Annotated in this window: 20 protein-coding genes; 7 read left to right on the top strand and 13 right to left on the bottom strand. The window is 70.8% G+C overall.

The window, feature by feature from the left end; all coding sequences use genetic code 11:
• Nucleotides 1–25: 25 nt before the first annotated feature.
• Nucleotides 26–754, top strand: coding sequence for a SitI6 family double-CXXCG motif immunity protein (gene sitI6 / locus G4D83_RS19650; RefSeq protein ID WP_163866329.1), 729 nt, complete (start codon nt 26–28; stop codon nt 752–754).
• 19 nt (nt 755–773) lie between these two features.
• Here sitI6 and G4D83_RS19655 read toward each other — a convergent pair whose 3' ends face one another.
• On the bottom strand, nt 774–2,168 hold the full coding sequence (locus G4D83_RS19655; RefSeq protein ID WP_163866330.1) for a hypothetical protein: 1,395 nt from the start codon (nt 2,166–2,168) through the stop codon (nt 774–776).
• Nucleotides 2,169–2,462: 294 nt separating this feature from the next.
• Entirely contained in the window at nt 2,463–2,879 is a 417-nt protein-coding gene (locus tag G4D83_RS19660; RefSeq protein WP_205522664.1) for a hypothetical protein, read from the bottom strand.
• A 206-nt stretch (nt 2,880–3,085) separates the two neighbouring features.
• Here G4D83_RS19660 and G4D83_RS19665 point away from each other — a divergent pair, with 206 nt between their 5' ends.
• From G4D83_RS19665 to G4D83_RS19680, 4 genes are all read left to right on the top strand, one after another.
• Nucleotides 3,086–6,169, top strand: coding sequence for an aminotransferase class I/II-fold pyridoxal phosphate-dependent enzyme (locus tag G4D83_RS19665; protein WP_163866332.1), 3,084 nt, complete (start codon nt 3,086–3,088; stop codon nt 6,167–6,169).
• Between the two features lie 177 nt (nt 6,170–6,346).
• Entirely contained in the window at nt 6,347–7,345 is a 999-nt protein-coding gene (locus tag G4D83_RS19670; RefSeq protein ID WP_163866333.1) for a methyltransferase domain-containing protein, read from the top strand.
• 68 nt (nt 7,346–7,413) lie between these two features.
• Nucleotides 7,414–8,235, top strand: coding sequence for a hypothetical protein (locus tag G4D83_RS19675; RefSeq protein ID WP_163866334.1), 822 nt, complete (start codon nt 7,414–7,416; stop codon nt 8,233–8,235).
• Between the two features lie 140 nt (nt 8,236–8,375).
• On the top strand, nt 8,376–9,761 hold the full coding sequence (locus G4D83_RS19680; RefSeq protein ID WP_163866335.1) for a WS/DGAT/MGAT family O-acyltransferase: 1,386 nt from the start codon (nt 8,376–8,378) through the stop codon (nt 9,759–9,761).
• Nucleotides 9,762–9,768: 7 nt separating this feature from the next.
• Here the strand turns inward: G4D83_RS19680 and G4D83_RS19685 are convergent, their stop codons facing one another.
• The 7 genes from G4D83_RS19685 to G4D83_RS19715 all read right to left on the bottom strand — a co-directional run bounded on the left by G4D83_RS19685 (nt 9,769) and on the right by G4D83_RS19715 (nt 19,220).
• Nucleotides 9,769–11,181 (bottom strand): sigma-54-dependent transcriptional regulator, encoded by a 1,413-nt coding sequence (locus G4D83_RS19685; RefSeq protein WP_176437011.1) that lies wholly within the window; start codon nt 11,179–11,181, stop codon nt 9,769–9,771.
• Nucleotides 11,178–12,719: a two-component system sensor histidine kinase NtrB gene (locus G4D83_RS19690; protein WP_163866336.1), complete on the bottom strand. Its 1,542-nt coding sequence runs from the start codon at nt 12,717–12,719 to the stop codon at nt 11,178–11,180. The genes G4D83_RS19685 and G4D83_RS19690 overlap by 4 nt, the downstream gene beginning before the upstream one ends.
• 67 nt (nt 12,720–12,786) lie before the next feature.
• Nucleotides 12,787–12,930, bottom strand: coding sequence for a hypothetical protein (locus G4D83_RS19695; RefSeq protein WP_163866337.1), 144 nt, complete (start codon nt 12,928–12,930; stop codon nt 12,787–12,789).
• Between the two features lie 570 nt (nt 12,931–13,500).
• On the bottom strand, nt 13,501–16,596 hold the full coding sequence (locus G4D83_RS19700; RefSeq protein WP_163866338.1) for a GspE/PulE/PilB domain-containing protein: 3,096 nt from the start codon (nt 16,594–16,596) through the stop codon (nt 13,501–13,503).
• 51 nt (nt 16,597–16,647) lie between these two features.
• Nucleotides 16,648–17,913 (bottom strand): RDD family protein, encoded by a 1,266-nt coding sequence (locus G4D83_RS19705; RefSeq protein ID WP_240356431.1) that lies wholly within the window; start codon nt 17,911–17,913, stop codon nt 16,648–16,650.
• Between the two features lie 195 nt (nt 17,914–18,108).
• Nucleotides 18,109–18,375, bottom strand: coding sequence for a GlsB/YeaQ/YmgE family stress response membrane protein (locus G4D83_RS19710; RefSeq protein ID WP_163866339.1), 267 nt, complete (start codon nt 18,373–18,375; stop codon nt 18,109–18,111).
• A gap of 110 nt (nt 18,376–18,485) precedes the next feature.
• Nucleotides 18,486–19,220: a 16S rRNA (uracil(1498)-N(3))-methyltransferase gene (locus G4D83_RS19715; protein WP_163866340.1), complete on the bottom strand. Its 735-nt coding sequence runs from the start codon at nt 19,218–19,220 to the stop codon at nt 18,486–18,488.
• A 249-nt stretch (nt 19,221–19,469) separates the two neighbouring features.
• Between G4D83_RS19715 and G4D83_RS19720 the strand changes: the two genes are divergently transcribed.
• Nucleotides 19,470–20,804, top strand: a complete 1,335-nt coding sequence (locus G4D83_RS19720; protein WP_163866341.1) for an adenylate/guanylate cyclase domain-containing protein — start codon at nt 19,470–19,472, stop codon at nt 20,802–20,804.
• Between the two features lie 46 nt (nt 20,805–20,850).
• Here G4D83_RS19720 and G4D83_RS19725 read toward each other — a convergent pair whose 3' ends face one another.
• The 4 genes from G4D83_RS19725 to G4D83_RS19740 form a co-directional block, all read right to left on the bottom strand.
• Nucleotides 20,851–21,366 (bottom strand): Mpo1-like protein, encoded by a 516-nt coding sequence (locus G4D83_RS19725; protein ID WP_163866342.1) that lies wholly within the window; start codon nt 21,364–21,366, stop codon nt 20,851–20,853.
• 23 nt (nt 21,367–21,389) lie between these two features.
• Complete coding sequence (locus G4D83_RS19730; protein ID WP_163866343.1) at nt 21,390–21,878, bottom strand: Mpo1 family 2-hydroxy fatty acid dioxygenase; 489 nt, start codon at nt 21,876–21,878, stop codon at nt 21,390–21,392.
• 134 nt (nt 21,879–22,012) lie between these two features.
• The gene (locus G4D83_RS19735; RefSeq protein WP_163866344.1) at nt 22,013–23,071 is read right to left on the bottom strand and encodes an AraC family transcriptional regulator; all 1,059 of its coding nucleotides are present in this window, start codon (nt 23,069–23,071) and stop codon (nt 22,013–22,015) included.
• 46 nt (nt 23,072–23,117) lie between these two features.
• On the bottom strand, nt 23,118–23,633 hold the full coding sequence (locus G4D83_RS19740; RefSeq protein WP_163866345.1) for a DUF1993 domain-containing protein: 516 nt from the start codon (nt 23,631–23,633) through the stop codon (nt 23,118–23,120).
• A 137-nt stretch (nt 23,634–23,770) separates the two neighbouring features.
• Between G4D83_RS19740 and G4D83_RS19745 the strand changes: the two genes are divergently transcribed.
• Nucleotides 23,771–24,886: a metal-dependent hydrolase gene (locus G4D83_RS19745; RefSeq protein ID WP_163866346.1), complete on the top strand. Its 1,116-nt coding sequence runs from the start codon at nt 23,771–23,773 to the stop codon at nt 24,884–24,886.
• Nucleotides 24,887–24,925: the final 39 nt, after the last annotated feature.

Below are 24,925 nucleotides of genomic sequence, written 5' to 3' on the forward strand. Positions count from 1 at the left end.
GTGACCCCGAGGTCGGCGACAGCGAATGAAGTACTTCCGAGTCGAGCAGGACCTGTCGTCGCGCTATTCAGGCGAGCTGAATGCCACGCATCGGTGGGGACTCCCGGGTGTGGAGCCGTGTCCGCTGTGTGGTCAGAGCGGCGCCACGCTGGGCCTCGAATATCCTTGCGTCGACCTGTCGAGCCTTCCGCGTGTGGAACTGGAGCGGTTGTCCGACCCGTCTCCTGTTCCCTTGGATGAACTCGAGCGGTTGCGTCAGCTGGTGCGCCCAATGGCTCCCCTGAATGCGGTGCTCGATGCCGGAACGGAGTTCGGCCCGCTGACAGGGACAGGCTCGGGCAGCTTCGGCTCGTTCTTCATGCCCGCGAGCTGGTCCCTGTGCATCCGAGAGGAGGCGCTCGTTCGGCTCCGAGAAGCAGGTGCTCAGGGGCTCCAGGGGAGCGCCGTCTCCGTGCGCTTCAGGACGAAGAGCCCACCGATGCTGCTGAACCTGCAACTGGACGTGCAGGGCCGGTTTCATCCCGATGCTTTGACCTGGGCGCGAAAGCCGCCGTGTCCCCGGTGCGGCATCAGTGATGCGGAGGGACCTCTTCCGGAGCCCATCGTTCTCGACACAGCGACGCTTCCCGAGGATGTGGACCTGTTCCGGTTGGCGGATGCTCCCGGCATCATCATCGCCACGGAGCAGCTCGTGGACGCGGCGACACGGCTGTCGCTGGACGGAGCCGTGTTTCGCGCCGTGGCGGCGCGTTAGCTTCCGTCAGTGCCTCGCGCTACCGCGTCTCGGGCGGCAACAGCGTCCAGTCGAAGACGAAGCGGTGGGCGCCTCCGGGCACGCTGTCCAGCCAGCCCGTGATTCGCTCACTGCGCGAGAGCAGCGGACCCAACTCCGAGCTGACCGCGAAGAGCGCGGCGAGGTTCTCGTCCGCCATCACGTCCGCCAGCGACACCTGCGAAAGCCCCCGCGCGAGCAGCCTCGGGTCCAGCGAGAAGTCCGCCGCGCGCTCCAGCTTCGCCGTCGTCTCCGGCAGCGCCGCCATCGTCGCCTGCGTCACCGTCTCGTCGTTGCCCACCACCAGGTGCTTGCCCTTCTGCCGAACGAGCACGCTTCCCCCCTTCACCGTGAGCGCCCAGCCGTCCTCCAGCGCCTTCGCCCCGGGCAGCGTGCCCAGCGGCGCCAGCGCCTGCTTCACCGCCGCCGCGTCCTTCACCTCCGCCGCCAGCGCCTGCTTCACCGCGAAGAAGCGCGCCTCTTGCGTCCGCAGCGAGCCTCGCACCTGCACGTTGCTCATGTTCACCAACATGTTCCCCGTGAGCTGCTTCGCCACGGCGTCCGCCGAGGCCTGCATCTGCTCCTTGGGACACGTCGCGCAGGCGGCCTGGATGGTCGCGCGCAGCGAGCCCACGGCCTGCTCCAGGCCCGCTGGCGCCACCGCCACGCGCGAGAACAGCAACCCCTCCGGCTTCATCGCGCCATAGGGACTGTTGCTCTTCGCCTGGAAGGGCGGCAGCGGCAGCTTCATCGCCGTGCCATCCACCTTCAGCGCGTTCGCCGCGCCATCCAGCCCCAGCACCGTCTCGCCCGTGGCGAGGAAGGCCACTCCCGTCACCTTGCTCAGTCGCGCGTCCGGAGCGGGCGCCTTGCCCACCAGCCTCACGGACTCCTTCAGCAGCGCGGCGGCACCTGCATCCGTCGCTCCGTAGGCACAGACCTCCTGCCCCTTGAGCGCGTAGCCCATCGCCCCGCCCGCGTCGCGCGTCGTGCTCACCGTCGTCACGCCCTTCGACGTGGCCGGCTTCGCCTCCGCGCCTCCCGCCTCCGCCATGGCCTCCGCCGCCTTCTGCTGGAACACCTTCGCGTCCGCCACGCGCATGCAGGACACACGGCCGTCCACGCGCAGCGACACCGTGGCCGGCCCCGTCACATCCAACCCCACGGCCGTGAGCGTCTCCGGCCGCGTCGGGTCGATGGTGAGGAACGGGTGCAGCTCCGCGCGCCACGCCGAGGGACGCAGCAGCGCGGAATACGTGCCCGCGCGCTCCAGGAATGCGGAGAGCCCCGTCAACGCATCCAGCTTGGGAATGTGGACGACCGTCTGGGCCGACGCGGCGGTGCGAGGAGCAGGAGCAGCCGCCAGCGCGGCGGCGAGGACGAGCGAGGAGAACATGCCCCCGTGAGAGCAGCGCTCCTCCACCCCTGTCAAGACACTCGCGTGCTCACGCGGGCCGGAACGGGGCAGGTCCCTTGGCGAACGGCCAGTGGTGGACGATGGAGCTCCAGGTGAGGCCTCGCGCGACTCGCTTGCTTGCCTGTCGTGAGGTTGCGGAGCACATCGCTATCGTCCGCCCGAGAGTGCTGCCCCGGCGGAGCAGGAGCGCGGAACCCGTCCGCACCTCTGCTCCACCGGTCTCCCTCCCGTCCTCTTCATCGTGCGAAGGCGGGAATGTCTCAGCGTGTTTCGCTACAGCCGGCCGATGTTGGCCCACTCAATCATCCGCTCCGCCAGGTCCTCGGCGTTGCGGCGCAGATGCGCGAGCTGGAGCATCTGGTCATCCGACTCCGCCAGCGTCATGCGCCGCACCAGCAGGTCCGCGAAGCGCACCACCTGCGCGATGCTGATGCAGTCGGCGTCCTCGCCCACTCCCGCGAAGCGCGCGACCTCCGCGTCCACGTCCAGGTGCTCATCCTGCAGCGCCTTCACCAGCGCCGAGCGCGATACCGGCGTCTCGAACTCCTCCGGATTGCGCAGCTGACGACGCCACGGCTGCGATTCCCACCGGACACGCACGGGGTCTCGGAAGACCCTGTTTCGCATCGGCTGAGTGCCCATCATCCCCTGCATGCCGGACCCGGCCGGCGACCAGAAGCTGAGTTCCATCAGTGCCCCCTCTCCACCACGGGGTCTGTCCACGAGCGTGACCGACTTCATCGTCTCCAGCCGTCCCTTCCCGTCCTGCCCACCCACAGCATCCCTATTACGAACGAGCGGCCGAACCTTGATTGGAGCCACGGCGCCAAAGCGTTGCGTTCACACGCCACGCGTGCGTTGACACAGGGCGGTGGGCCCGGGACAGTCCGCGCGCCATGCCGACCTATCCCTCCTCCCCCCGTGAGGCCTTCCACCTGCTGCGCGCACTGTCGGAGGACCTGGCCCACCCTGAGCGGCGCGCCCGGGCCCGGGTGGAGCTGCGCGAACTGGCGGAGCTGTCCCGGGAGCAGCCCGAGTCCGCCCCCCTGCGGCTGGTGACGGTGACGGTGGCGGCGGGAGCGTCCCAGGAGCGTCTGGAGCTGTTCCTCCTGCCCTCCATCTTCGCGCCCGAGTCCTGGGCCTACACCTTCCTGGAGGGACTGCTCAGCGTTCCCCTGGACGAGTACGCCGGCAAGCGACTGGTGGAGGTGGGCGCGGGCTCGGGATGGATTTGCCTCGCGCTGGCCAAGTTCACGAAGCTGGCCCACATCCACGGCGCGGACCTCAACCCGCACTCGCCCGTCGTCGCGCGCTGCAACGCGTGGCTCAACGGTGACGAGTCGCTCGTGTCCCGCCTCTCCTTCGCGGAGAGCGACCTGCTTCGTGGCGTGCCCGCGGAGCCCTCCTGGGACTTCGTGGTGGGCTGCATCCCCCAGGTGCTGCGCACGGAGGAGCTGCCCGGCGAGCTGTCGCAAGCGGATGAACAGGCGCTGTATGACCTCTCCAACTACTGCACGTTGCAGAACGTGTACGAGGACCACTTCGGTCTGGGGCTCATCGCGCGGTTGCTCGACGAGGCGCCGGAGCGACTGGCACCCACGGGCAAGCTGCTGCTCAACCTCGCGGGCCGTCCGGGTCGCCCCATCATCGAGCGCATGTTCACCCGGCGCGGCTTCACCACGCGGGTGCGCGTGGCCCGGCGCGTGAGGCAGGCGGCGGACACGGACATCCGTCCGCTGGTGGCGCTGGAGCAGCGCACCGGACGCGAGTTCGAGTTCTTCATGGAGGCTCGCAGCCCGGAGCCGCTGCGCGCGGCGACAGCGCTGGGCTGGCTCCAGTCCGGGCACGCGGTGTGGCACGAAGTCGCGGTCTGGGAGGCGCATCTGTCGCGCCCGCGCGAGACGCTGGCCCTGCGTCAGTCCCTGCGCGAGCTGGGCATCCCCACGCTCCAGGAGGAGTTGGACCTGGGCGCCGCGTCGCCCGAGCAGCTCGGCTTTGTCTCCGCGCTGTCGCAGCGGCTGGCGAAGGGCCCGCTGTTGCCGTACGCGCACGAGGCCGGTGACGTGTCCTTCCGGGGCCAGGTGGTGCGCTATCTGGATCGCTACTTCGGCCTGAGGCTCGCGGAGCAGGAGCTGTTCGTCGCGCCCGAGCGGGAGCAGGCGGTGTACTCGCTGCTGCTCGCCACGTGCGACGTGGGCGACGAGGTGCTGGTGTCGCGCAACCTGCATCCGCTCTACGCGCGGGCGCTGGAGAAGGCGGGCGTTCGCGCCACGGTGACGCACACGACGCTGGAGGAGATTCGCCGGCTGTTGTCCGCGTTCGACGTGAAGATGGTGCTGCTCACGGTGGAGAAGGGCGAGCGCACCAATCTGTCCGTGCTGCGTGACATCATCGCGGAGGCGGCCAGGCGCGGCATCTGGGTGGTGCTGGACGAGAGCGCCTTCTTCAACATCACCGGAGAGGTGGAGCCGCTCACGCTGTTCGAGTTCCTGGCCCGTGAGCCGTACTCACCCAACCTCGTCGTGCTCTACGGCCTGGTGAAGAACGCGGTGTGGCCCGATTTGGAGCTGACGCTCCTGCTCCCCGTGCCGGAGCCGCTGCGCGCGGACCTGGAGGTGGCGGCGGAGGTGACGTACTCGCGCATCAGCACGCTGGCGCAGTGGTTCTACGAGCGCACGTTCGCGGACCTGCTGTCGTTCCGCATCTCCTTCGCGGAGCCGGAGCCGCCCGGGCCGCGCCGCGTACCGGTGGTGCCGCTGCCGCGCTCCTCCCGCATCAACACGCTGGCGAACTTCCCCGCCTTCGCGCCCAAGGTGTTCCGCGAGGACGACGCGGAGCTGGTGCGGCTGGACTACGGAGAGAATGAAGGCCCGCTGCCGCAGCCGCTGGTGGAGGGCCTCATCGCCGCCGCCGCCGCGCCGCTCGACACCGGGGCGCAGACGGGCCTGTCCGAGGCCGTGGCGGCCTTCCTCCTGGAGACGCGCGCCGCGCGGTACGCGCCCGAGGAGCTGGTCATGGCGCCGGGTGTCTGGCCTCTCATCCACCTCTTCGGGGTGGCCCTGCGCAAGCGCCTGGGCAGGGAGCCTCGAATCTTCGTGGTGACGCCCTGCTACGGCGTGCTGCCGCCCACGTTCGTCTCGGCCGGGTGCCAGGTGGAGCAGGGGACGCTGACGGAGCTGCTCTCGCGCCGAGGCCAGGGCGCCAGTGGCCCCGACGCCGTCGTCATCTCCCAGCCCGCCAACCCCACCGGCGTCTACGTGGCTCGCGAGGAGCTGGTGGCGCTGGCCAACTACGTGGTGGAGCAGCGCTGCCTGCTCGTGTCCGATGAAATCTTCGGGCTGGTCAACCTCACCAGCCCCACGGCGGAGACGGTGCACAGCCCGGTGACGCTGGAGGGCGCGGTGCCGGGCGTGGGCGCGCGCACCGTGGTGCTGGGAGGGCTGTCCAAGGAGTTCGCCGCCGGTGGGCTGCGCGTGGGGTGGCTTGCGGCGCGAGACAGGGCGCTGGCCTCGGCGGTGCGCGACGGCGGCCCGGGCGTGTTGCACCTCATCACCGCGCGCGCGGCGGCGTACCTGTACGCGGCCTATGCGCGCAGCCCGGATGGACAGCTCCTCTATGGCGCGCGGCACCGCTCACTGCGCGGCTTCCTGACGAAGATGCGGCGCGAACTGGCGGAGAAGCGCGAGCTCTTGGCGCAGGCGCTGCCCGGGGATGCGCGCGCGGAGGGAGGCGATGCGGGAGGCCTCTTCCTGGCCCCGCGCATGACGGCCTGGCTGGGACGCGAAATCGACGGCGAGACGCTCACGCCGGAGAACCTGCCGCGCGTCGTCTACGCGCACACGCACGTGGTGCTCAACGGCGGGCCCTGGTGCTCGGACCCCGAGCGCGTGCGCGCCGTGTTCTCCATTCCCAGGGAGAAGCTGGTGAAGGCGTGTGAGCGCTTGAAGGCGTTCGGCACGAAGCTCGTCGCTGGCTCCTGAGTCGCCCGACGCGGACCCTCTGTTCTTTGGTGAACCGGAGGGCCGTTCATGCGGGGACAGAGACCCAGCCCCCTCGCTGGATGGGCTGCGGCCTGTCTTTCCGGCATGGTAGGGAATCCTGGTTTCAGGGCGTTGCTCGGAAACAAGGGCTTCGACTTCACGTCTTCGGGGGGTGTCATGCCCAATCTGCTCGACCTGCCGCGGCAGGCATTGATGGACCTGCGTTCTCGCTTGAGCCACCTGCCGTTGATGTCCCAGTTGCCGCTGCGCAACATGGTGCCGGACAGCCTGTCGTTGTCGAGCCCCGCGCCGCAGGACTCGGCGCTGGCGGACCCGGCACGGGTGCTGGCGTGGCAGAAGGCGTGCGAGCGCTATGTGAAGCCCGGGCAGGTGGTGATGGACGTGTGCACGGGCACGGGGCTGCGCACCTTCCTGGCGGCGAGCCGACATCCCCGGCGGCTGTACGCGGTGGATGGCTCGCGGCAGTTGGACACCGCGCAGTGGGTGGCGCGGCGCAACGGGTTGGAGAACATCGACTTCGTGCGCTCGCACCCGTGGAACTTCCAGGCCCCGGAGAAGGTGGACGTGCTGCTGCACGACTTGCTGGGCGAGGCCCTCTTCGACGCGGGGCTGGTGCCGAGGATGTTGGATTTGCGCTCCCGGGTGCTGCGGCCTGGCGGGCGCATCCTCCCCAACCGCTTCGAGGTCTTCGTGGAGCCGGTGCAGCTTCGCGACGAGGCGTGCATCCCCTTCATCTGGAGTCAGCGCTTCCCCAGCGTGGACTACAGCTGCTTGCAGACGCTGCGCGAGGCCATGAATCCGTCGTACTTCACGCGCGTCGTGCGCTCGTACGAGGTGGACCACCTGCTGTGCGACCCGGAGCCCGCCTTCGCCTTCGACTTGGAGACGATGGCGACGGATGGGCTGCCGCACCGCGTGCGCTTCGAGCGGCCGGTGGTGGAGGAGGGGCGCGTGGACGGCTTCTGCCTCTTCTACAAGGTGGCCTTCGACGCGGAGCTGTCCTTCACGGTGTCGCCGTTGCGCGGGCAGAACCACGCGGGCATGACGCTCCTGCGCGTGGACTCGCGCGAGTTCGCTCGCTACGAGACACTCAGCTTCGAGCTGGAGCTGGCGGACCCCGCGGATGTGGGCACCTGGCGCTGGCACTTCTGCTGAGGGCCCAGGCAGGCAGTGCTCGGGGGTGGACATCCCACGCGACGCCAGGGCTTCGCCCCGGAGGAGCCGTGGCTAGTTTGCCCCACGGCATGCGCTCCTCTCGTGGGTCCTTCTTCCTGGCGGTCCTGTTGGGCTTCTCCTTCTCCGCGCTGGCACAGGAGGCTTCCGGGCCTCCTCGCACCGTGGCGGGTGTCTGCGGCAGCGCCAACTGGGTGTGCGTGGCCGAGTGCATCGAGCCCGAGTGCGTGGACCGGTGTCTGCGCCAGGGCTGCGAGCAGTCGTTGGACAGGCTCAAGGCCTGCACCTTGAAGGCGGGCTGCGCGCCGGACGACACCCAGTGCCCCGCGCGCACGTGCGGCCCCACGTGTCAGAAAGCCTTCGAGCCCGCGCCGCCCAGTCCGGAGAAGGAGATGAAGGACCCGTGTCAGGGCCAGGCCTCCTCGACGAAAGCCCTGCCCGACAAGTTGGTGGGTGAGTGGCGACTGACGGCCGCCAGCCTGCCCGAAGTCACGGACGGAGGCTTCACGCGAATCGAGGCCCAGCCTCGCGCGGACTATGAGCGCGCGCTGCGAATCACGTCCTCGGGGTGTTTCGTCCTGCGAACCGCGCTGAAGGACGCGACGCTGGGAGAGGGCAACGCGCTGGTCGTCCGCGCCTGGGGCATGGTGGAAGCCCTGGGCGAGCACCACGTGAAGCTGCTGGCCAAGGACGGCCAGGCCGTGGGCCCCGTTTGCGGTGCGAAACGGGTCATCCCCCTGTCGCGCTCGAAGGTGAGGTTCAAGGGCGGCTCGTACCGGTGGGACTTGGAGGAGGGAGAGCTCACGCTGACGCTGGACGACGCGACGAAGCAGACCTTCCAGTTCGAGCGCGAAGAGGGGCCTCCTCCGTAGCGAGGCTCCCTGGCGGGCGAGGGGTCGCCGGCTCCAGGGGCGCGTTACTGAAAGTCCGCGCGCCACGCGGGGGCATCCTGCGCCATCATGACGTGTCCCGGATGGATGGGGCACGGTCTGAGCGCGAGGGGAGGCACGCGATGGCGACACACGAGCGGATGGCGAGCGTCGATGCGCTGTGGTTCCACATGGAGGAGCCCGCGAATCTGATGATGATTACGGCCGTGCTCTTCTTCGAGGGGCGGCTGGACTTCGAGCGGCTGCGCGACCACACCCGCACGCGTCTGGTGGACCGCTACCCGCGCTTCCGGCAGCGCGTGGTGCTGGGACGGCTGGGCGCTCCGCAGTGGGAGGAGGCGCAGGACTTCGACATGGATGCGCACCTGCTGCGTCTCCCCGTGCCCGCGCCTGGCGACCGCGCCGCGCAAGAGGCGCTCGTGAGCGAGTGGATGAGCACGCCGTTGGACCGCTCGCGGCCTCTGTGGCAGTTCCACGTGCTCGAGGGCGCGCAGGGCGGAGACATCCTGCTGGCGCGGCTGCACCACTGCATCTCCGACGGCATCGCCCTGGCGCGCCTGCTGTTGTCTCTCACGGATGGCGAGGCGACGGACACCGAGGCTCCGCGTGAGCGCACGCGGACTCCGTCGAGCGGGCTGGAGCGGTGGATGCGTGGAGCGCGCGCGGTGGCGGGGACGGCGCGGACGGTGCTGCGCAAGGGCGCGGAGCTTGCGGCGGAGCCCATCCTGGCTGGAGACCTGGTGCGACAGGGGGCGCTCAGCGCGGCGGCGCTCGGCAAGCTGATGGTGATTTCACCGGACCCACGCACGCCGCTGCGTGGACCGCTGGGGACGCAGAAGCGCGCGGCGTGGTCTTCGCCCATTCCCCTGGAGCGCGTGAAGGTGCTGGGCCGCGCGCTGGGCGGCACGGTGAACGACGTGCTGCTGGCGGTGCTGACGGGCGCGCTGCGGCGCTACCTGGCGTCCCGGAACGTTCCTCCCGAGGACCTGCATGCGCTCGTCCCGGTGAACCTGCGGCCCCTGGATGAGCCCATCCCTCGTGATTTGGGCAACCGCTTCGGCCTGGTGTTCCTGCGCCTGCCCGTGCACATCGAGGAGCCGCGACGTCGGCTGGCGGAGCTGTCGCGGCGCATGGGCCTGGTGAAGAAGTCTCCGGAGGCGGTGGTGACGTTCGGCGCGCTGGGGTTGCTGGGGTACACGCCGGCACCGGTGGAGCGCGCGGTGGTGGATGCCTTCGGCATGAAGGCCTCGCTGGTGGCGACGAACGTGCCCGGCCCTCGACAGCCGGTGTCGCTGGCGGGGGTGACGCTGCGAGAGCTGACGTTCTGGGTGCCGCAGGCTGGGCACCTCGGGCTGGGCGTGAGCCTCTTCAGCTACGCGGGGCAGGTGACGATGGGCGTGGCCGCGGATGTCCTCCGCGTGCCCGACCCGCATGTGCTCATCCAGAACTTCCACGAGGAGCTGGATGCCCTGCACGAGTCCGCGATTCCGGGCGCGGGCGCGGCGTGAGCCACGGCTACACCAGGCCGTGCTCCTCCAGCTTGTTGTAGAGCGTCCGGCGGCTGATGCCGAGCAGCCGCGCCGCCAGCGTGCGGTTGTCTCCCGCGCGCCGCAGGGCATCGACGAGGGCCTGTCGCTCGGTGTCCTTGCGCTGGGACTCCAGCGTGCGGCCAGAGTCGGTGCCCGCGGGCTGCGCGCTCGCAACCGAGTGGGGCCCGGCCGGAGTGCCCTGGGCGGGCGTGAGGACAGGGGTGGTGAGGCCAGGCTGGCGGGCCAGCTCGCGTGAGACGTCTTCGCCCGTCAGCGTCTGTCCGTCCGAGAGCACCACCAGTCGCTCCAGGAAGTTCTGGAGCTGGCGCACGTTGCCCGGCCAGGGCTGGGCCTGGATTACCGCGAGCCCGTCGGCGGTGAGCGTGAAGGGTGGCTTCCCATTCGTCCTCGCGTGGACGTCCAGGAAGTGTCGGGCCAGGGGTTCGATATCCTCGGGCCGCTCGCGCAGGGCGGGCAGCCACAGCGGCACCACGTTGAGGCGGTAGAAGAGGTCCTCGCGGAAGCGTCCCGCCTTCACCAGGTCCTCGAGCGGCTGGTGCGTGGCGGCCACGAAGCGGACGTCCACCTTCACCGTCTGCGTGCCTCCCAGCCGCTCCAACTCGCGCTCCTGGATGACTCGCAGCAGCTTCACCTGCACGGCGAGGGAGATGTCTCCCACTTCGTCCAGGAACAACGTGCCGCCATGGGCCAGCTCCACCCGGCCGGGCTTGCGCGTGGCGGCGCCGGTGAACGCGCCCTTCTCGTAGCCGAACAGCTCGCTCTCCAGCAACGTGTCAGGGAGCGCGGCGCAGTGCAGCTTCACGAAGGGGCCCGCGTGGCGCGGACTGCCGTCGTGCACCGCCTTCGCCGCCAGCTCCTTGCCCGTGCCGGACTCGCCGCGCAGCAGCACGGTGGCCATGCCCGTGGCCGCCTTCGCCAGCAGCGCCTGGGCCTCCGCCATCTTCCGGCTGCCTCCGACGAAGGCGCTCGGCGTGCGCAGCGGCTCGTTCGCTGCTTCTCCCTGCGCGCGCAGCAGCGCCTTGCGGATGGTGAAGAGAATCTCCTCGCGGTCGAAGGGCTTGAGCACGAAGTCCGCCGCGCCCGCCTTCATCGCCTCCACCGCCAGCGGCACGGTGCCATGCGCGGTGAGCAGGATGACGGGGACGTCGGGCCAGCCCCGAGCCACCTCGGTCAGGAGCTGCATCCCGTCCATGCCCGGCATGCGCACGTCGCTGACGACGACGTCCACGGGCTTGCGCTCCAGCATCGCGAGCGCTTCCTTCCCGTCACGTGCCGCGTGGGTCGTCAGCCCCGCCTGGGACAGCAACGCGCCCAGCACCTTGGCCACCGCCGGGTCGTCGTCCACCAGCAGCACGGTCCCCTTCAACGACTCGCTCACGCGGCTTCTCCTTCAGACCCACTTCCGACCCGCCGGACGTCCATCGGCAGGCTCAGGCGCACCACCGTACCGTGCCCCTCTCGGCTTGTCAGACTCACCGTGCCTCCATGTGCCTCCACCACCCGCCGCACGAAGGCCAGCCCCAGTCCGCTGCCCGCCGCCTTGGTGGTGAAGAAGTCGTCGAAGGCGCGCTCCCGCGTGCGCGCGTCCATGCCTTCACCGGTGTCCTCTACCTCCACCGCCACGGCGAGGCCGTCCCGCAGGGTGCGCACCGTGAGGGTTCCACCCCCGGGCATGGCCTCCACGCCGTTTCGCACCAGGTTCTCCACCGCGTTGGCCAGCAGGTCGGCGTCCCCCGAGCAGGGGGGCAGGTCCGCCTCCAGCGCGCGGACGATGGAGACCTGGCCTGGGCTCGCGAAGGACTGGAGGGAGAGGACTCCTTCCACCAGTCGCCCCAGGTCCACGGGGCGGGGGAGGGGCTCCACGCGCGCGAGCCGCTGGTAGGTGTCCACCACCCGTCCGAGTCGCTCCACCTGCTCCAGCATCAGGTCCAGGAACTCGCCGTGGGTGGCCGAGGACTGGCCTCGGGTGTGTTCTTCCTTGAGGTACTGCGCGGCGCCCTTGAGCGCGGCGATGGGGTTCTTCAGGTCATGCGCCATCTGCGCGGAGAAGCGGCCCAGCGTGGCCAGGCGCTCCATGCGCTCGCTGCGGGTGACGTATGCGGTGACGCCTCGGCGCGTGGCCGCGAGCAGCGCGAAGGTGATGGCGGTGGTGAAGACGACGAGGGCGCCCACCTGCGCGGCGAAGAGGCGGAAGACGGTGAGGTAGGCCAGCACGCCCACGCCGGCCAGGGTGGCCGCGTGCAGCGCCATGCGCGGAGCGCCTTCGCCCAGGTCTCGACCGAAGAGTCCGAAGCGCAGAGACGCCGTGGCCATGACGGGCAGGCCCAGCAGCGTGCCCAGCGTGCCCAGTCGAGGCACCTGTCGCAGGCCCAGCTCCACCGCGAGCTCCGTCAGCAGCAGGGCGACGAGCAGCGTCAGGCCGAGCACGATGAGCCCCGCGCGGGCGCGCTCATCGGGGTGTCGTGCGTCGCGCAGGTGAAGGGCGAGCAGCGCGAAGGCGGCACCGAGGGGCGGGGCCACCAGCACGGTGACGAAGATGCCGAAGCGCAGCGTCAGCAGCCGGGCGGCCAGCGTGGGCGCACCGAGGGCGGCGAGCATCGCCATCGCCAGCGCGCCGAAGACGGCATAGGTGCCGAACATGGCCCAGGCCGAGCGCCGCCGTCGTCCCACGAAGGCGAGGGCGAAGTGCAGGGTGCAGGGCACCGTCATCAGCGCGGCGGCGAAGCCCACCTGCCTCCAGCCCGGCTCACCCGAGCGCTCCAGGCCGAAGCCGGTGAAGTTCCAGGTGGAGAGGGCGATGGACAGCAGGGACAGCGGGAGCGCCAGCGGACTGCGGCCGATGCGCGCCAGCGCCAGTCCCGCGAGCGCGAGCTGGCCGGCACAGGCGATGATGTTGATCCACATCCCGCTCGTCATGGCGTTCCCTGTCGTGCCGGTGTCACGCGCGCCAGCATAGTCCGGGACGACGCTCGGCTCTGAGCGGTCAAGCGTCCTTGCTCCGAGTCGATTCCAGCTTCGTCGCGGGTGTGGGGCCACCCGAGCAGGCCCAGGCAAGCGGCGGCGGCGAGGTCTGCTCCCAGATGGAGTCCGGCACGAGCGTGCGGTGCTCTTCCCTCAAGAGGGGCATGGCTCCAGTTGCTCGCCAGATTTCGCAGGCACTCTTGCTTAGGATGACTGTCATCGTGACTGACGAGAATCCCCTTCGTATCGCGTCCGAACTCGCCCAAGCAGGAAGGACAGCCGGGGCCATCGCTTGTCTGGAGTCCGCGCTGGCTCGCACCCGGTCGAACAAGGAACGGCCAGCCAACGTATCCACTTTGGCCAGAACAGCGGGACTCCACTGCGAGGCATCCGGGAGCCTTTCGCAGGCAGCGCTCTACTACGAAGAAGCAATTGCCAACGCGGAGCCCGAGCCACTCCTGTTGCTCGCCCTGGCGAGCGTCCGTTGGCGGTCCGGTGAAGCAGACCCTGCGCGCTCGTGCCTGGCGCGAGCCGAAGCCCTGGCTCAGTCATCCGCTGATGCTGATGCCTTGAAGATGGTCACCAATCTCCGCGCGGAGTGGGCGAGCGAGGACAATTGAGCAGCTCTCGCATCGAGCGAATCCTCAGGCGGTTGATGACCGCCTTCGGGTAGAGCCCCTTCGCGTCGGGAGCGGTCGGGCTCGCTTCACTGCCCAGGTCTGACGCCGTGAGTTCTCTAGAGCATGCCGAGCCGGCGCGCGTTGGCCGGGTCCACCGCCGCGGCTTCCCAGCGACGGGCGGCCACTTCACGCTCCGACTCGGGTGCGTCCGCGTAGTAGCCGAGCGTGTCGTTCAGCGCGCGGCTCAGCTCCTCGATGGCGGCGAGCCGCACGTCGAGCTCACGGTGTCGCAAGGCGGTGATGAGCCAGTCCGCGCGGCGCCGGCTGCGGTTCTCCATCCACCACGTGGCCCACTGCTTCGGGCTGAGACCCAGCGGCATGCGCGTCACCTCGCGCAGTGCTTCCGCCGCGGCCTGGGCGCACATCTCGTCGTCGCTGCTCGTGAGCTGGATGAGGCCCTCGACGGCCTCGCGGTCATGCAGCGTGCCCAGCGCCCTTGCGGCCAGCGCGCGACGCATCATGTCCTTGCTGCTCAGCTCCTGACGCAGCTCCCGCAGCGCCGAATCCAACCGGGGCAACTGCTTGAGCGCGGCGGCGGCCACGCGCGCGGCGCTGGAGATGTCCGGCTCCAGGTCGAACAGCCCACGCAGCACTCCATCCACCAGCTCCACGTAGGGCAGATTGCCCGCCGTGAGCAGCGCGAAGTAGCGCGTGTCCGGGTCCTGCGAATCCAGCAGCGGCGACAGGGCCTGCGCAGCCGGCCGACCCAGACGCGACATCGCGGCGGGAATCGGTCCCAACTCGTCCGCCTCGGGCAGCTCGACGACGGGCAGCCGGCTCCATGCCGTGGGGCCGGGGAAGTGCTGCGCCAGCACGCGGGCACTGGCCTCGGGCGAGCGCGCCAGTTCCACCATCGCGTTGGAGCGCTGCGCGGCGTCCGGCCCCGTGAGTCGGCGCAGCAGCGGCGCGAAGTCCGGAGGCGGGCGCTCTTCCTGCGACTGCGCGCGCGGCGGCAGCGCGGCGGCGCGACCGATGGTCCCGGAGGTGCCTCGGCCGAAGAAGGGGCCCCAGCCCAGTCCCGCGACGACGGCGGGCGCGGGGACGGGAGCGGACGCGACAGGCACGTCCACGTCGATGGAGATGTCCTCTTCCGGCGCGCGCGGCTCGGTGACGCGCTGCTTGCGGAACAGGATGAGCTCCTGGAAGGCCGAGGACAGGTCCTGGCAGAACAGGATGTAGTCCGACAGCCGGCGCTGGCTCATCGGCTTCTGTCCGCAGTCACCGTAGAGGATGGCCACCAGCCGGCCCTTCACCTCCACCGGGTACAGGAAGACGGTGCGCGGCGTCTGGCGGCCGAACAGCTCCAGGTAGTGCCGCGTGAGCGCGTCCGGAGGCAGCGGGCCCGCGTAGCTGCCTCGCGTCACCGCCACGGTGCGGAAGACGCTGCTCGCGTCGAGCGGCACGGACACCTGGGCCAGTCCCTCGCCCGTCATTCCCTCGCCACGGCCGTCCCAGCCCACCGCCGCGCCACGCATCACCGCGAACGCCGCCACGTAGTCGAACGTGCGCCGGCCGAAGCGCAGCGCCACGTCCATCAGCTTGTCGCGGTCCTTGGTGGACTCCTTCAACGCCGCTCGCGCCTGCGCCAGCGTCCAATCCGGAACCTCCTGCGAGGCGGGCGACACGACAGGCCGGGCTTCCGGCTCGGCTGGACGCGCGCGTGTCGGAGCGGGCGGCGCCTTGTTCGGATTGGGGAAGACGATGAACGCGGGCTCACTCGAGCGCGGCGGTTGCATCGGGACAGGGGGCACGTCCGGGCGCGTTCCCGACAGCGGAGAACCGAAGCGGAGCGTGGGCGGCGGCAGCGCGTCAGCCGCTGACGGCTGCGCGGGAGGACCCGGAGGCCAGACCTGGGGCGCGGTGCCGGGCTGCACGGGCGGCGCCGGGGGCCACACCTGCGGCGCTCCCGTCTGCGCTCCAGTGGGACGCGCGGCGGGCGTCGTCGCGGGGCGGGCTCCAGGCTGTGCGCCATTGGGCGGCGTCGTCGCAGGAGCGGCGGGACGGGACGCGGTGTCGGTGGGGCGCGACGGAAGCTGCGTGACGTCGACCGGACGTGACGCGGGCTGCGCGGTGGGCGGCAGACCTCCGGACGGGGCTCCCTGTGGCGTAGCGGGCGCGGCTCGCGTGGAGGCGGTCTCGGCGGCTCGGGCCGGTGGCGCGACAGAGGGGTGCGCGACGGGCGCGCTCGCCGGAGTACCTCGCGGCGCGACAGCGGGCTGCGCGACGGGCGCGCTCGCCGGAGTGCCTCGCGGCGCGGGCTGTGAGGCGGGCGGCGTGGCGGTGAGGACGGGCGGCTGGGCCGGGCGGGTGTCCGGCCTCGACGGCGTCGACGTCACGATGGGCGGCGGTGGCGGACGCGACGGCGGCTGAGCAGCGGCGGGCGCGGCGGAGCGCTCGGAGGCCGGCATGTTCAGGCGCAGCGGCGCGCGAACGAAGGCGGGCGGCGGCGCGGACGCCGTATCGGGCGGAGGCGGCGGAGGGGGCCGCTGGGGCGCGGCCACCGCATCGGGCGGAGGTGGCGGAGGCGGCCTCTGGGACTCGGGCGGCTCCTTCGGCGCGGGTCGGGCCTCGCTGACCAGGGGCTCCCTCGCCACGGAGCGCGCCAGTCGCTCCACCATCTCCACCGTGAGGGACGACTCATCGGGCGGAGGCGGAGGAGGAGGGGTAATCGGGAGCTGCTTCTCCGGGTCCAGCGCGGCGACAAGCTGGATGAAGCGCGGCGACAGGGGCTGGCGGTAGATGGTGGAGATCCACTCGCGGATCCTCACCTCGGCGGCCACCCACAGCTCCAGCGGCCGGCCCAGCAGGAAGCCGACCTCGTCCAGCTCCTTCTTCGGCACCGGATACGCGCAGGCGACGTGCAGCGTCTGCCCATCCAGCGAGAGCGGCACCACGCTGAGCCGCTCTGCGATTTTCGGGGGGATGAAGGAGGCGACCTCGGCGTTCGGCTCGAAGTCGACCAGGTTCACCGCCCGGAAGCCCGCGACGTCACCGAGCAACGCGAGCACATCCGTCTCGCTCGCGAGGCCCTGCTCCAGCAACACCGTGTCCAGGTGCCCGCCCTGCGCCTGCTGGTGTCGCAACAACTCTCCCGCCTTCTCCTGGGAAAGGAGCATGCGGGAGACGAGGAGTTGAGCGAGGCGGGCGGGCATGTAGGCGCGGCATCTTACGGCCGCGGCCGCAAGGCACAATGAAGCGGTGGGTCAGCTCGGTTGAACGACGAAGGTGGACGTCAGCTTGTCATGGAGCGTCTGTCCACGGCGATCAAACAGCGCCATCCAGAATCCACCGAGGAACAGGACGAAGGAGACGCTGGCGAGCAGCGCCCGCACGATGGCCCGACCCGGAGCGGGAGCCAGTCCGTGCGTGTCCACCAGGCGAAGTCCCAGGAGCAGCCGGCCCAGCGTGCGTCCGTTCCAGAGGAAGGCCGCCACGGCGCAGTACACGAGCGCCAGGATCAGCACCAGGAAAAAGCCCGGCAGCAGCACGGTGTGCAACGCCCGCAACCACGCGACGAAGCCGTCCAGACCCGACAGGCCCGCGGTGGGAGCCTTCATCCCCGTCACCGACGAGGCGAGGGTGATGTACAGCGCCGCCACGCCAGCGATGGCCGCCGTGTCGATGGAGAACGACAGCAGCCGGCGCCACAGCGACGCGGGGCGCGCGCTCACCTCGGTCACCCCCGGCTGGGCCGCGGCACGGACGGCCGACTGCGGACGGGGCTTCTCCGCGCGAGGAGGCGCGCTCGCCGCCATCACCGGGAGCCCGGGCAGGGTGTCCACGGACTCCAGGGGAGGAAGGTTGACGGGGGCCGCGGCGGGGGACTCCATCCGGGGAAGACCGGGGGCGGGTGCCGCCGTCTCCATCCGGGGCAGTCCGGGCGCGGGAGTCGCCGGGGACTCCATCCGAGGCAGGCCGGGCGCCGGGGACTCCATCCGGGGCAGTCCGGGAGCCGGAGCCGCCACACCGGGCCTGGGAGGCGCCGCCTGGGCGCGCATCGGAGGAGGCGTGCCGTACGCGGGCGTCATGGGGGACATGGACTGCTGGGCCGGGGCCGGCGGGGGCGGCAGGTCCGCGGCGAAGGCGCCACCTCCCTGGGCCCACGAGGGCTGGGCGGCGGGCGGGGCCGGCGGAGCGGCACGAGGCGCGACCCCCGGGTGCGCGGCGGGCGCGGGCCGGTGGGCGGGCGTCATGCCCGGAGGCGTGGGCCGCTTGACGCCCGGCTGCTGTTGCGGAGGCGCGACGCGGGGCGCCACGGGCGGCGGGAGCGGGCCGGCGAGCGGTGCCACGGACGGCGGCGCCATGGGCTCGACGAAGTCGTGGTCCTTGAGCGTGGGCGCTTCGTCACGCTCGGCGGCTCGGCGGTCGATGCGGAGGTCGCGGTCCAGCAGGCTCGGCACCGCGGGGACCGCGGGCGGGCGCGCCCTGGCGGTGGCGCAGGCGGGGCACTCTCCGACGGGCGGCAGCATGGCACCGCACTTCATGCACTTGGACAACGGACTCCTCCGGGCTGACAACGGCGATGCCATGAAAAGGCGTTCGCACGCGAGGAGCAAGAAAAGTGGCGAGCCCCCGAGGTCCCTTGGTCGAGGAACCGTCAGGGGCTCGTCAACGCAGGCGCCCACTGTGTCCCCTGGGGGACGGCAAGTGTGGAGCGCCTCACGCTAGGCGTGGACGCGGCGCCGTCCCACGGCTCCGACGATGAGGAGCACGACGATGGCACCTAGCACCGACATGATGATGCCGGAGGGACGCAAATCGAAGAGACGGCCATCCCGCTGGAAGAGGGACCCGACCAGACCGCCCAAGAGCGAACCCACCATGCCCAACAGCGTCGTCGCCAGCAGGCCCATGCTCTGCTTGCCGGGGAGGATGGCGCGAGCGATGAGACCCGCGATGAGGCCGATGATGATGAATGCGATGATCCCCATGAAACCTTCTCCTGTTTGAGGGGACCCGTGAGGTCCCAGACGGGAGAAACGTAGGAATTCAGATCGGCCAGTGGGAACCCACGGGGAATGAGCGCTCGGCTGCCCCCTCGCTAACCAAGCTCACCGTCGAGATGCATCATCACCGCCAGGGCGGCGAGCGCGGCCGTCTCCGTGCGGAGGATGCGCGAGCCCAGCGTGACGGGGCGGGCGCCCAGCGCCTTCAGCGCCTCCACCTCCTCGCGCGCCAGTCCCCCCTCGGGTCCCACCACCAATGCCACCGGCGTGCCAGCGCCCGCCGCGCGGAAGGCCTCGCCCAGGGGCACGGCGGACTCCTCTTCGTCCAGCACCAGCACCACGGTGCCCGGGGCCAGCGCCCTGGCGGCCTCGGTGAGGGTGCGAGGGACGTCCACGGTGGGCACGTCGTCGCGGCGGCACTGGCGCGCGGCCTCCTCCACGATTTTCGTCCACCGCGCGGTGCGCTCCTGGGCGCGGCGCGGCTCCAGCTTCACCACGCTGCGCACGGTGTCCACGGGGAGGAACGCGGCGGCGCCCAGCTCCGTGCCCTTCTGGAGCACCCACTCCAGCTTGTCGCCCTTGGGCAGGCCCTGGAGCACGCTCACCGAGCGGCGCGCGGGGGCCTGGCGCATGTCGCCCAGCCGCACGCGCACGGCTTCCGCGTCCACGCCCGTCACCTGTCCGGCGAAGGCGCGCCCCTTGCCGTCGAAGACCTCCAGTGCGTCGCCCTCGCCCAGCCGCAGGACATGGACGACGTAGTGGCGGCGGTCGCCCGTCAGCGCCACTTCGGCGGGAGCGGGTTCCGGGATGGGCGCGAAGAGGCGGACCACGAGGGCTTCTCCAGCGGGGCCAGGTGGGTGCTTCGCGGCCCCGGGTCAAGGCGGCGACTTCAACAGCAAGCCGTCGTCCAACGCCAGGGCTCGCTGGGCTTTCCAGTTTGAGGCACCATGCGAGAGCCGCGCTGGCGCGGCGAGTCCTCGGGCCCGTCGGGTGTGGGAGGGGACGCACCGAAGTGACGACGGGTGGGCCCGGGAGCGCGAGCCCCGGGCCTGGAATCGGAAGGAAAGGGACTCGCCATCATGGGCGGAAGCGATGAGGTCCTCGTGACGGACCGGGACACCGCGGTGTCCCGCTTCGCGCTGGGCCGCGCCAACGAAGAGCTGGTGCTCGCGGAGAGTTCGCTCCGGGGCGAGCGCCGGGTGGCCTGGGTGCGGCTGGCGTTGATGGCGCTCTTGTCGCTGAGCCAGGGCGCCATCGCCCACATCACGGGCGAGCCGCTGCCGACGCACGACTTCCAGCGGGTGCTGGCCATCGTGCTGTATGGGCTGTTCTCCATCGTCGCGTTGCTCGTGCTGCTCCGCCAGCGGCCCCACCTGCGTCATGCGCGGTGGTTGCCCATCCCCACCACCGTGGCGGACACCAGCTTCTTCGCCTTCATGGGGTGGCATGCGTGGGCGACCACTGGCCAGTTCGATGAGGGGATGCTGGGCGCGAGCATGGGCATGGTGCTGGTCTTCTCCGTGGCGCGCTTCTCGTGGCTGCACGTGTTGCTGTCCACGACGCTGTCGTCGGTGGGCTACGCGCTGGTCGCGGGCCTGACGGGACATGGCACCTGGTCCAGCACCAGCTTCGTCGTCTTCTGCTACGTGACGCTCGGGCTGCTCATCTCGATGACGAACGCGGAGGTGGGCAGCATGTTCCTCCGGCTGCGCCGCCGCGACGGGCTGTCGCGCTTCCTGCCCAAGCAGGTGGTGGAGCGGGTGATGCAGGCGGGGGACACGTCGCTCCAGCCGGTGCAGCGCGAGGTCACCATCCTCTTCAGCGACATCCGCGACTTCACGACGCTGAGCGAGACGCTGCCGCCGCGCGAGGTGCTGGAGTTGCTCGACGAGTACTTCGGACAGATGACCCACATCGTGATGGAGCGAGGGGGCATCGTGAACAAGTTCCTGGGGGACGGGATGCTCGCGTGCTGGGGCGTGCCGGACTCGAGCGAGGACCACGCGGAGCGGGCCATGCACGCGGCGCTGGACATGCGCGAGAAGCTGGGCGAGCTCAACGTGCGGCGCGCGTCGCAGGGACTTCCCCCGCTGCGCATCGGGATTGGACTGCACACCGGCGTGGTGGCGGCGGGCATGCTCGGGGGCGCCGAGCAGCACGAGTACACCGTCATCGGCGACGCGGTGAACCTGGCCTCACGGGTGGAGGGGCTCACCAAGGTGCATGGCGTGGACATCCTCGTCAGCGAGAGCACCTGGCTGCGAGGGGGTGGTGACTTCACCGGCCGGCGGCTGGGTGAGACTCACGTGAAGGGACGCCGCGAGGCGGTGGTGGTGCACGCGCTCCACGGCCACGTGCTGGGCGAGGCCGTCGAGATGCCGACGCTGCCCGCGCGCATCGCCAGCGGTACGTAGCGAGGCGTCGCGGCGCGGGCAGCAGCAGCCACCGCGACGTGAGCCCTCACGCGGTGAGCGTCGCCGGCCGAGGCCCGCCCGCGGTGACGCGCGCGTGCAGGTCGCGCTTCAGGCCCATCCCGAAGAGGACGAGGGTGAGCAGGTAGACGGGCTCGATGAAGAAGAGCAGCGGTCCGCCGAGGGACAGGCCGTGGGTCTTCTTCTCCAGCACGACGTGCGCGCCGACGACGAGCGCGAAGCGCACCACCATGACGGAGACGGCGACGATGGCGACGGTGGGGCCCGGCAGGTGGCCCACGCCCAGCGCGGCGCTCAGCGTGGGGATGAGCGGCAGGCTCATGAGGATGCCCGCCGTCCACTCCAGCGAGACGGCGTAGAGGGCCACGGCGGCCACCAGCACGTGCGCGGCGGACAGCTCCAGCCCTCCCACGGAGAAGCGCACGAGCCCGAGCGGGACGAGCAGGGAGAAGATGAACATGTACGCGCCCAGGAAGTGGACCGCGCGGCTGGCGCGGTTCTCGTGCAGGGGCATCCAGACGCGCAGCTTGTCGGCGAAGCTCATGGGGGGCTTGGGGACGGACGTGCTCAGGCGCGCGCCGGAGCGCCGGCCTGGGGTTGGGGCTTGATGACGTAGTCGCCGAAGAGGACCGCGACGAAGAACAGCGGACCCACCAGCGCGTGGACCAGGTTGGTGAGGAACGACGGGGACTTCTTCTCCCAGACGGCGTGGCCCGCCAACTGGATGAGCCAGCCGAATACGGCGATGGCCACCACGCTCCACATGGGCATCATCCGGCCGAGCGGGAAACAGGCCGCCATGAACGCCACCACGACGAGGCCCAGCTTCACGTCCGCGCGCAGGTACCAGATGGCCGTCAGCGCCAGCGCCACCATGCCCAGCGTCAACACGCCGCCCGGGAGCACGGGGACCGCGACCAGCTTCACCCAGTCCAGCATCGCGATGATGTGCAGCACGATGACGGGGATGGCGACCTTGTGCGTCAGCCGGTTGATGGGGTGCTGGTGCGACGAATAGTAGTCATCGAAGAGGGCGGCGACCTGGGGCTTGAGCATGACGTCCTCCGGACGGGAGCAGGGGAGGTGGAAAGCTAGGTGAAGTCGCGACACGTGTCCTGGCGGCGCACGCCAATCTCCTGGCCGAAGACGCCACGGGTCGGCTGCCCCGCACCCGTCCCGCCGTGCTGGATTCAAGTCCGCTCGGCGCTCTCACGCCAGACGCGCGGCGTCATCCCCGTCCACCGCTTGAAGGCGCGGTCGAAGGTGCTCAGCTCGGAGTAGCCCAGCAGGAAGGCGACCTGGCTGACGCCCAGGTTCGCGTCTCGCAGGTACCGGAAGGCCAGCTCTCGCCGCACCGCGTCGACCTCGTCCTGGAACGACGTGCCCAGCTCGGTGAGGCGGCGCTGGAAGGTGCGAGGGCTGACGTGGAGGCCCTTGGCCACGTCACTGACTTGAGGTGCCCCGTCGCGGAGCGAGGCCCGGATGGTGTCGCGCACGGCCTGGACGAAGCCGGGGGCATCCGGTGGAGACACGGGCGTGGGGGCACTGACGCCGCTGGCGGCGCGCTCCAGCACGGAGAGGAGGGCGGGGTCCGCGCCCACCACGCGCAGGTCGAGCGTGGCCGCGTCCAGCGTGAGGGCGTTGCGCGCACCGCCGAACGTCGGGGTGACGCCGAAGTGCTCCACCAGCGGCGCGACCTCCGGCGGCGCGGAGTGGGCGAAGGCGACGGCGCGTGGCTTCCAGGGGCGCTCGGTGAGCTGGCGGCCTACGTGGATGAACAGGGCGAGGCCGTACTCACTCGCATGTCGTCCGTAGGCGAGGGGCGCTCCGGCGATGCCATAGGCGAAGGTGCCGCCGCCGTCCGCGTCGTCGGTGAAGGACGCGAGCCAGGCGGGCTCCAGCAGCGCCAGGTACCGCGCGAGCGAGCGGAAGGTGTCGCGCACCGTGGGCGAGGCCCGGGCGATGTACTCGACGAGCCCGTAGTTGCCGCGAGGCACGCGCTGGGCGACGTGGAGGCCGAGGAACAGGTCCTGGGAGAACTCCTCCGCGGCGTCCAGGAAGGCGTGCAGCGTGGTGAGCGGGAGGCTGACCTCGGGCAGGGTGCCCGCGTCCTGGGGCAGGCCGAAGCGCTCCACCAGCGGTGTCGGGTCCCTGCCCGTGGCGCGCAGGTAGGCGAGCAGCGGGCCCACGAGCTGGGAGCGGACCTCGTCCGGGGGCTTCGGCGGCGGATGAGAGGGTGGGGGCTCCACGCGGAGGGGACGCTAGCGCGTTCGGCGCGCGGAGCCCAAGCGACGTTCAGCGCGGCTCGAAGGGACCGATGAAGTCCTGTTTGCCGATGCGCACGCCGCTGTGACGGAGGATGTCGTAGGCCGTGGTGACGTGGAAATAGAAGTTCGGCAGGGCGAAGGTGAGCAGGTAGTCGTCACCCTTGAAGTCTTGCTTGTACTCGCCCGCCGTGAGCGTGACGGTGCGCTTCTCGCTGCCCTGGAGCGCGGCGGCGTCGATGCTCTTCAGATACGTCACCGTCTTGGCGATGCGCGCGTGCAGCTCCTCGAAGGTCTTCTCGGTGTCCGGCATGCGCGGGGCGGGCACGCCGCTCAGGCGTTCGGCGGTGGCCTTCGAGGTGTCGCTGGCGCGCTGCACCTGGGCCACGAGGTTGTACATGTCCGGCGCCAGCTTCGCGTCGAGCAGGGTCTGCGGGTCGACGCCGTTCTCCTTCGCGTGCTGGGCCCCCTTCTCGAGCAGGGTGGAGAGGATGTTGAGGGCACGGATGTAGACGGGAATCGACGCCTGGTACATCGAGAGGGCCACGGGAGGCTCCGGGGTGTGTGGGTGGACGGCGGTGCTTCGACGCGCGACTGTCTAACGCGTCCCTCGATTTCGTGCCGCGCTGAGAAGGTGACGCGAGGTGTCGAGGTCCGCGAGGGAGTGAAGTAGCCTCGAGGGAGATGGACAATCTCGCTCACTCGCTCGTTGGGGCCTGGATGGCGGAGGCGGGGCTGAAGCGCTACACGCCGCTGGCCACCGCGACGCTCGTCATCGGCGCCAATCTCCCGGATGTGGATGCCGTCGTCACCTTCGCGGGCTCGGACGCCTCGCTGTACTGGCGTCGAGGCTGGACGCACGGGGTGCTCGCGCTGTCGCTCTGGCCCTTCGTCCTGACGGGGTTGATGTTGCTGTGGGACCGCTTCGTGCGGAGGCGCGGGCATCCGGAGCTGGCGCCCGCGCGCGCCGGGCCGCTGTTGCTCTTGTCCACGGTGTCGGTGCTGAGTCACCCCGCGCTGGACTGGCTCAACACCTATGGTGTGCGGCTGCTGATGCCGTTCGACGGGACGTGGTTCTACGGGGACACGTTGTTCATCGTCGACCCGTGGGTGTGGTTGCTCGCGGGAGCGGCCGTCATCATGGCGGATGCGCGCACGCGCAAGTCGGCCGCGGGGTGGCTGGTGCTGGGCGTGGCCACCACCGCGCTCATCATGTTTCCCGCGTTCGTTCCCTGGCCCGCGAAGGTGCTCTGGGCCGTGGGCGTGGCGGCCATCCTCTGGTTGCGATTGAAGGGCACGCACGTGCTGCCCACCCAGCGCGTGGCCACCGTGTGTGGCGTGGGGCTGGTGCTCTATCTGGGCGCCATCTTCCTGGGCTCGCAGGTGGCCGCGCCGCGTGCGCAAGCGTGGTTGAGGGCCCAGGGACACCCGGTGGAGCGAGTCATCGCGGGGCCGGTGCCCGCGAATCCCTTCGTGAGAGACCTCATCGCGCTGGGGCCGGACCGCTACCACTTCGTGCGCGCGGACTTCCTGCGCGGCGGTGACGCGCACCTGGAAATCAGCGGGCCGACTCTGCCGCGCGAGCCGAACCCGGGCCCTGTCATCCAGGCCGCGCTCGCGGCGCCGCATCTGCGAGGACTCGCCAACTGGCTGCGCCTGCCCAGTTATCAGGTGGCCGAGACGGAGGCGGGGTGGCGCGTCACGATTGATGACGTGCGCTACTCACGCTCGCAGAGCGGTGGACTGGGCTCGGCCGTGGTGGAACTCGACAAGGAGCTGCGCCTGGTCCCGAGGCCATGAGCCCGGGCTCGCGTGGTCGACGCACGCGAGCCCGGGGGC

The sequence above is a fragment of the Myxococcus eversor genome, assembly GCF_010894455.1.
GTDB classification, from domain to species: Bacteria; Myxococcota; Myxococcia; order Myxococcales; family Myxococcaceae; genus Myxococcus; species Myxococcus eversor.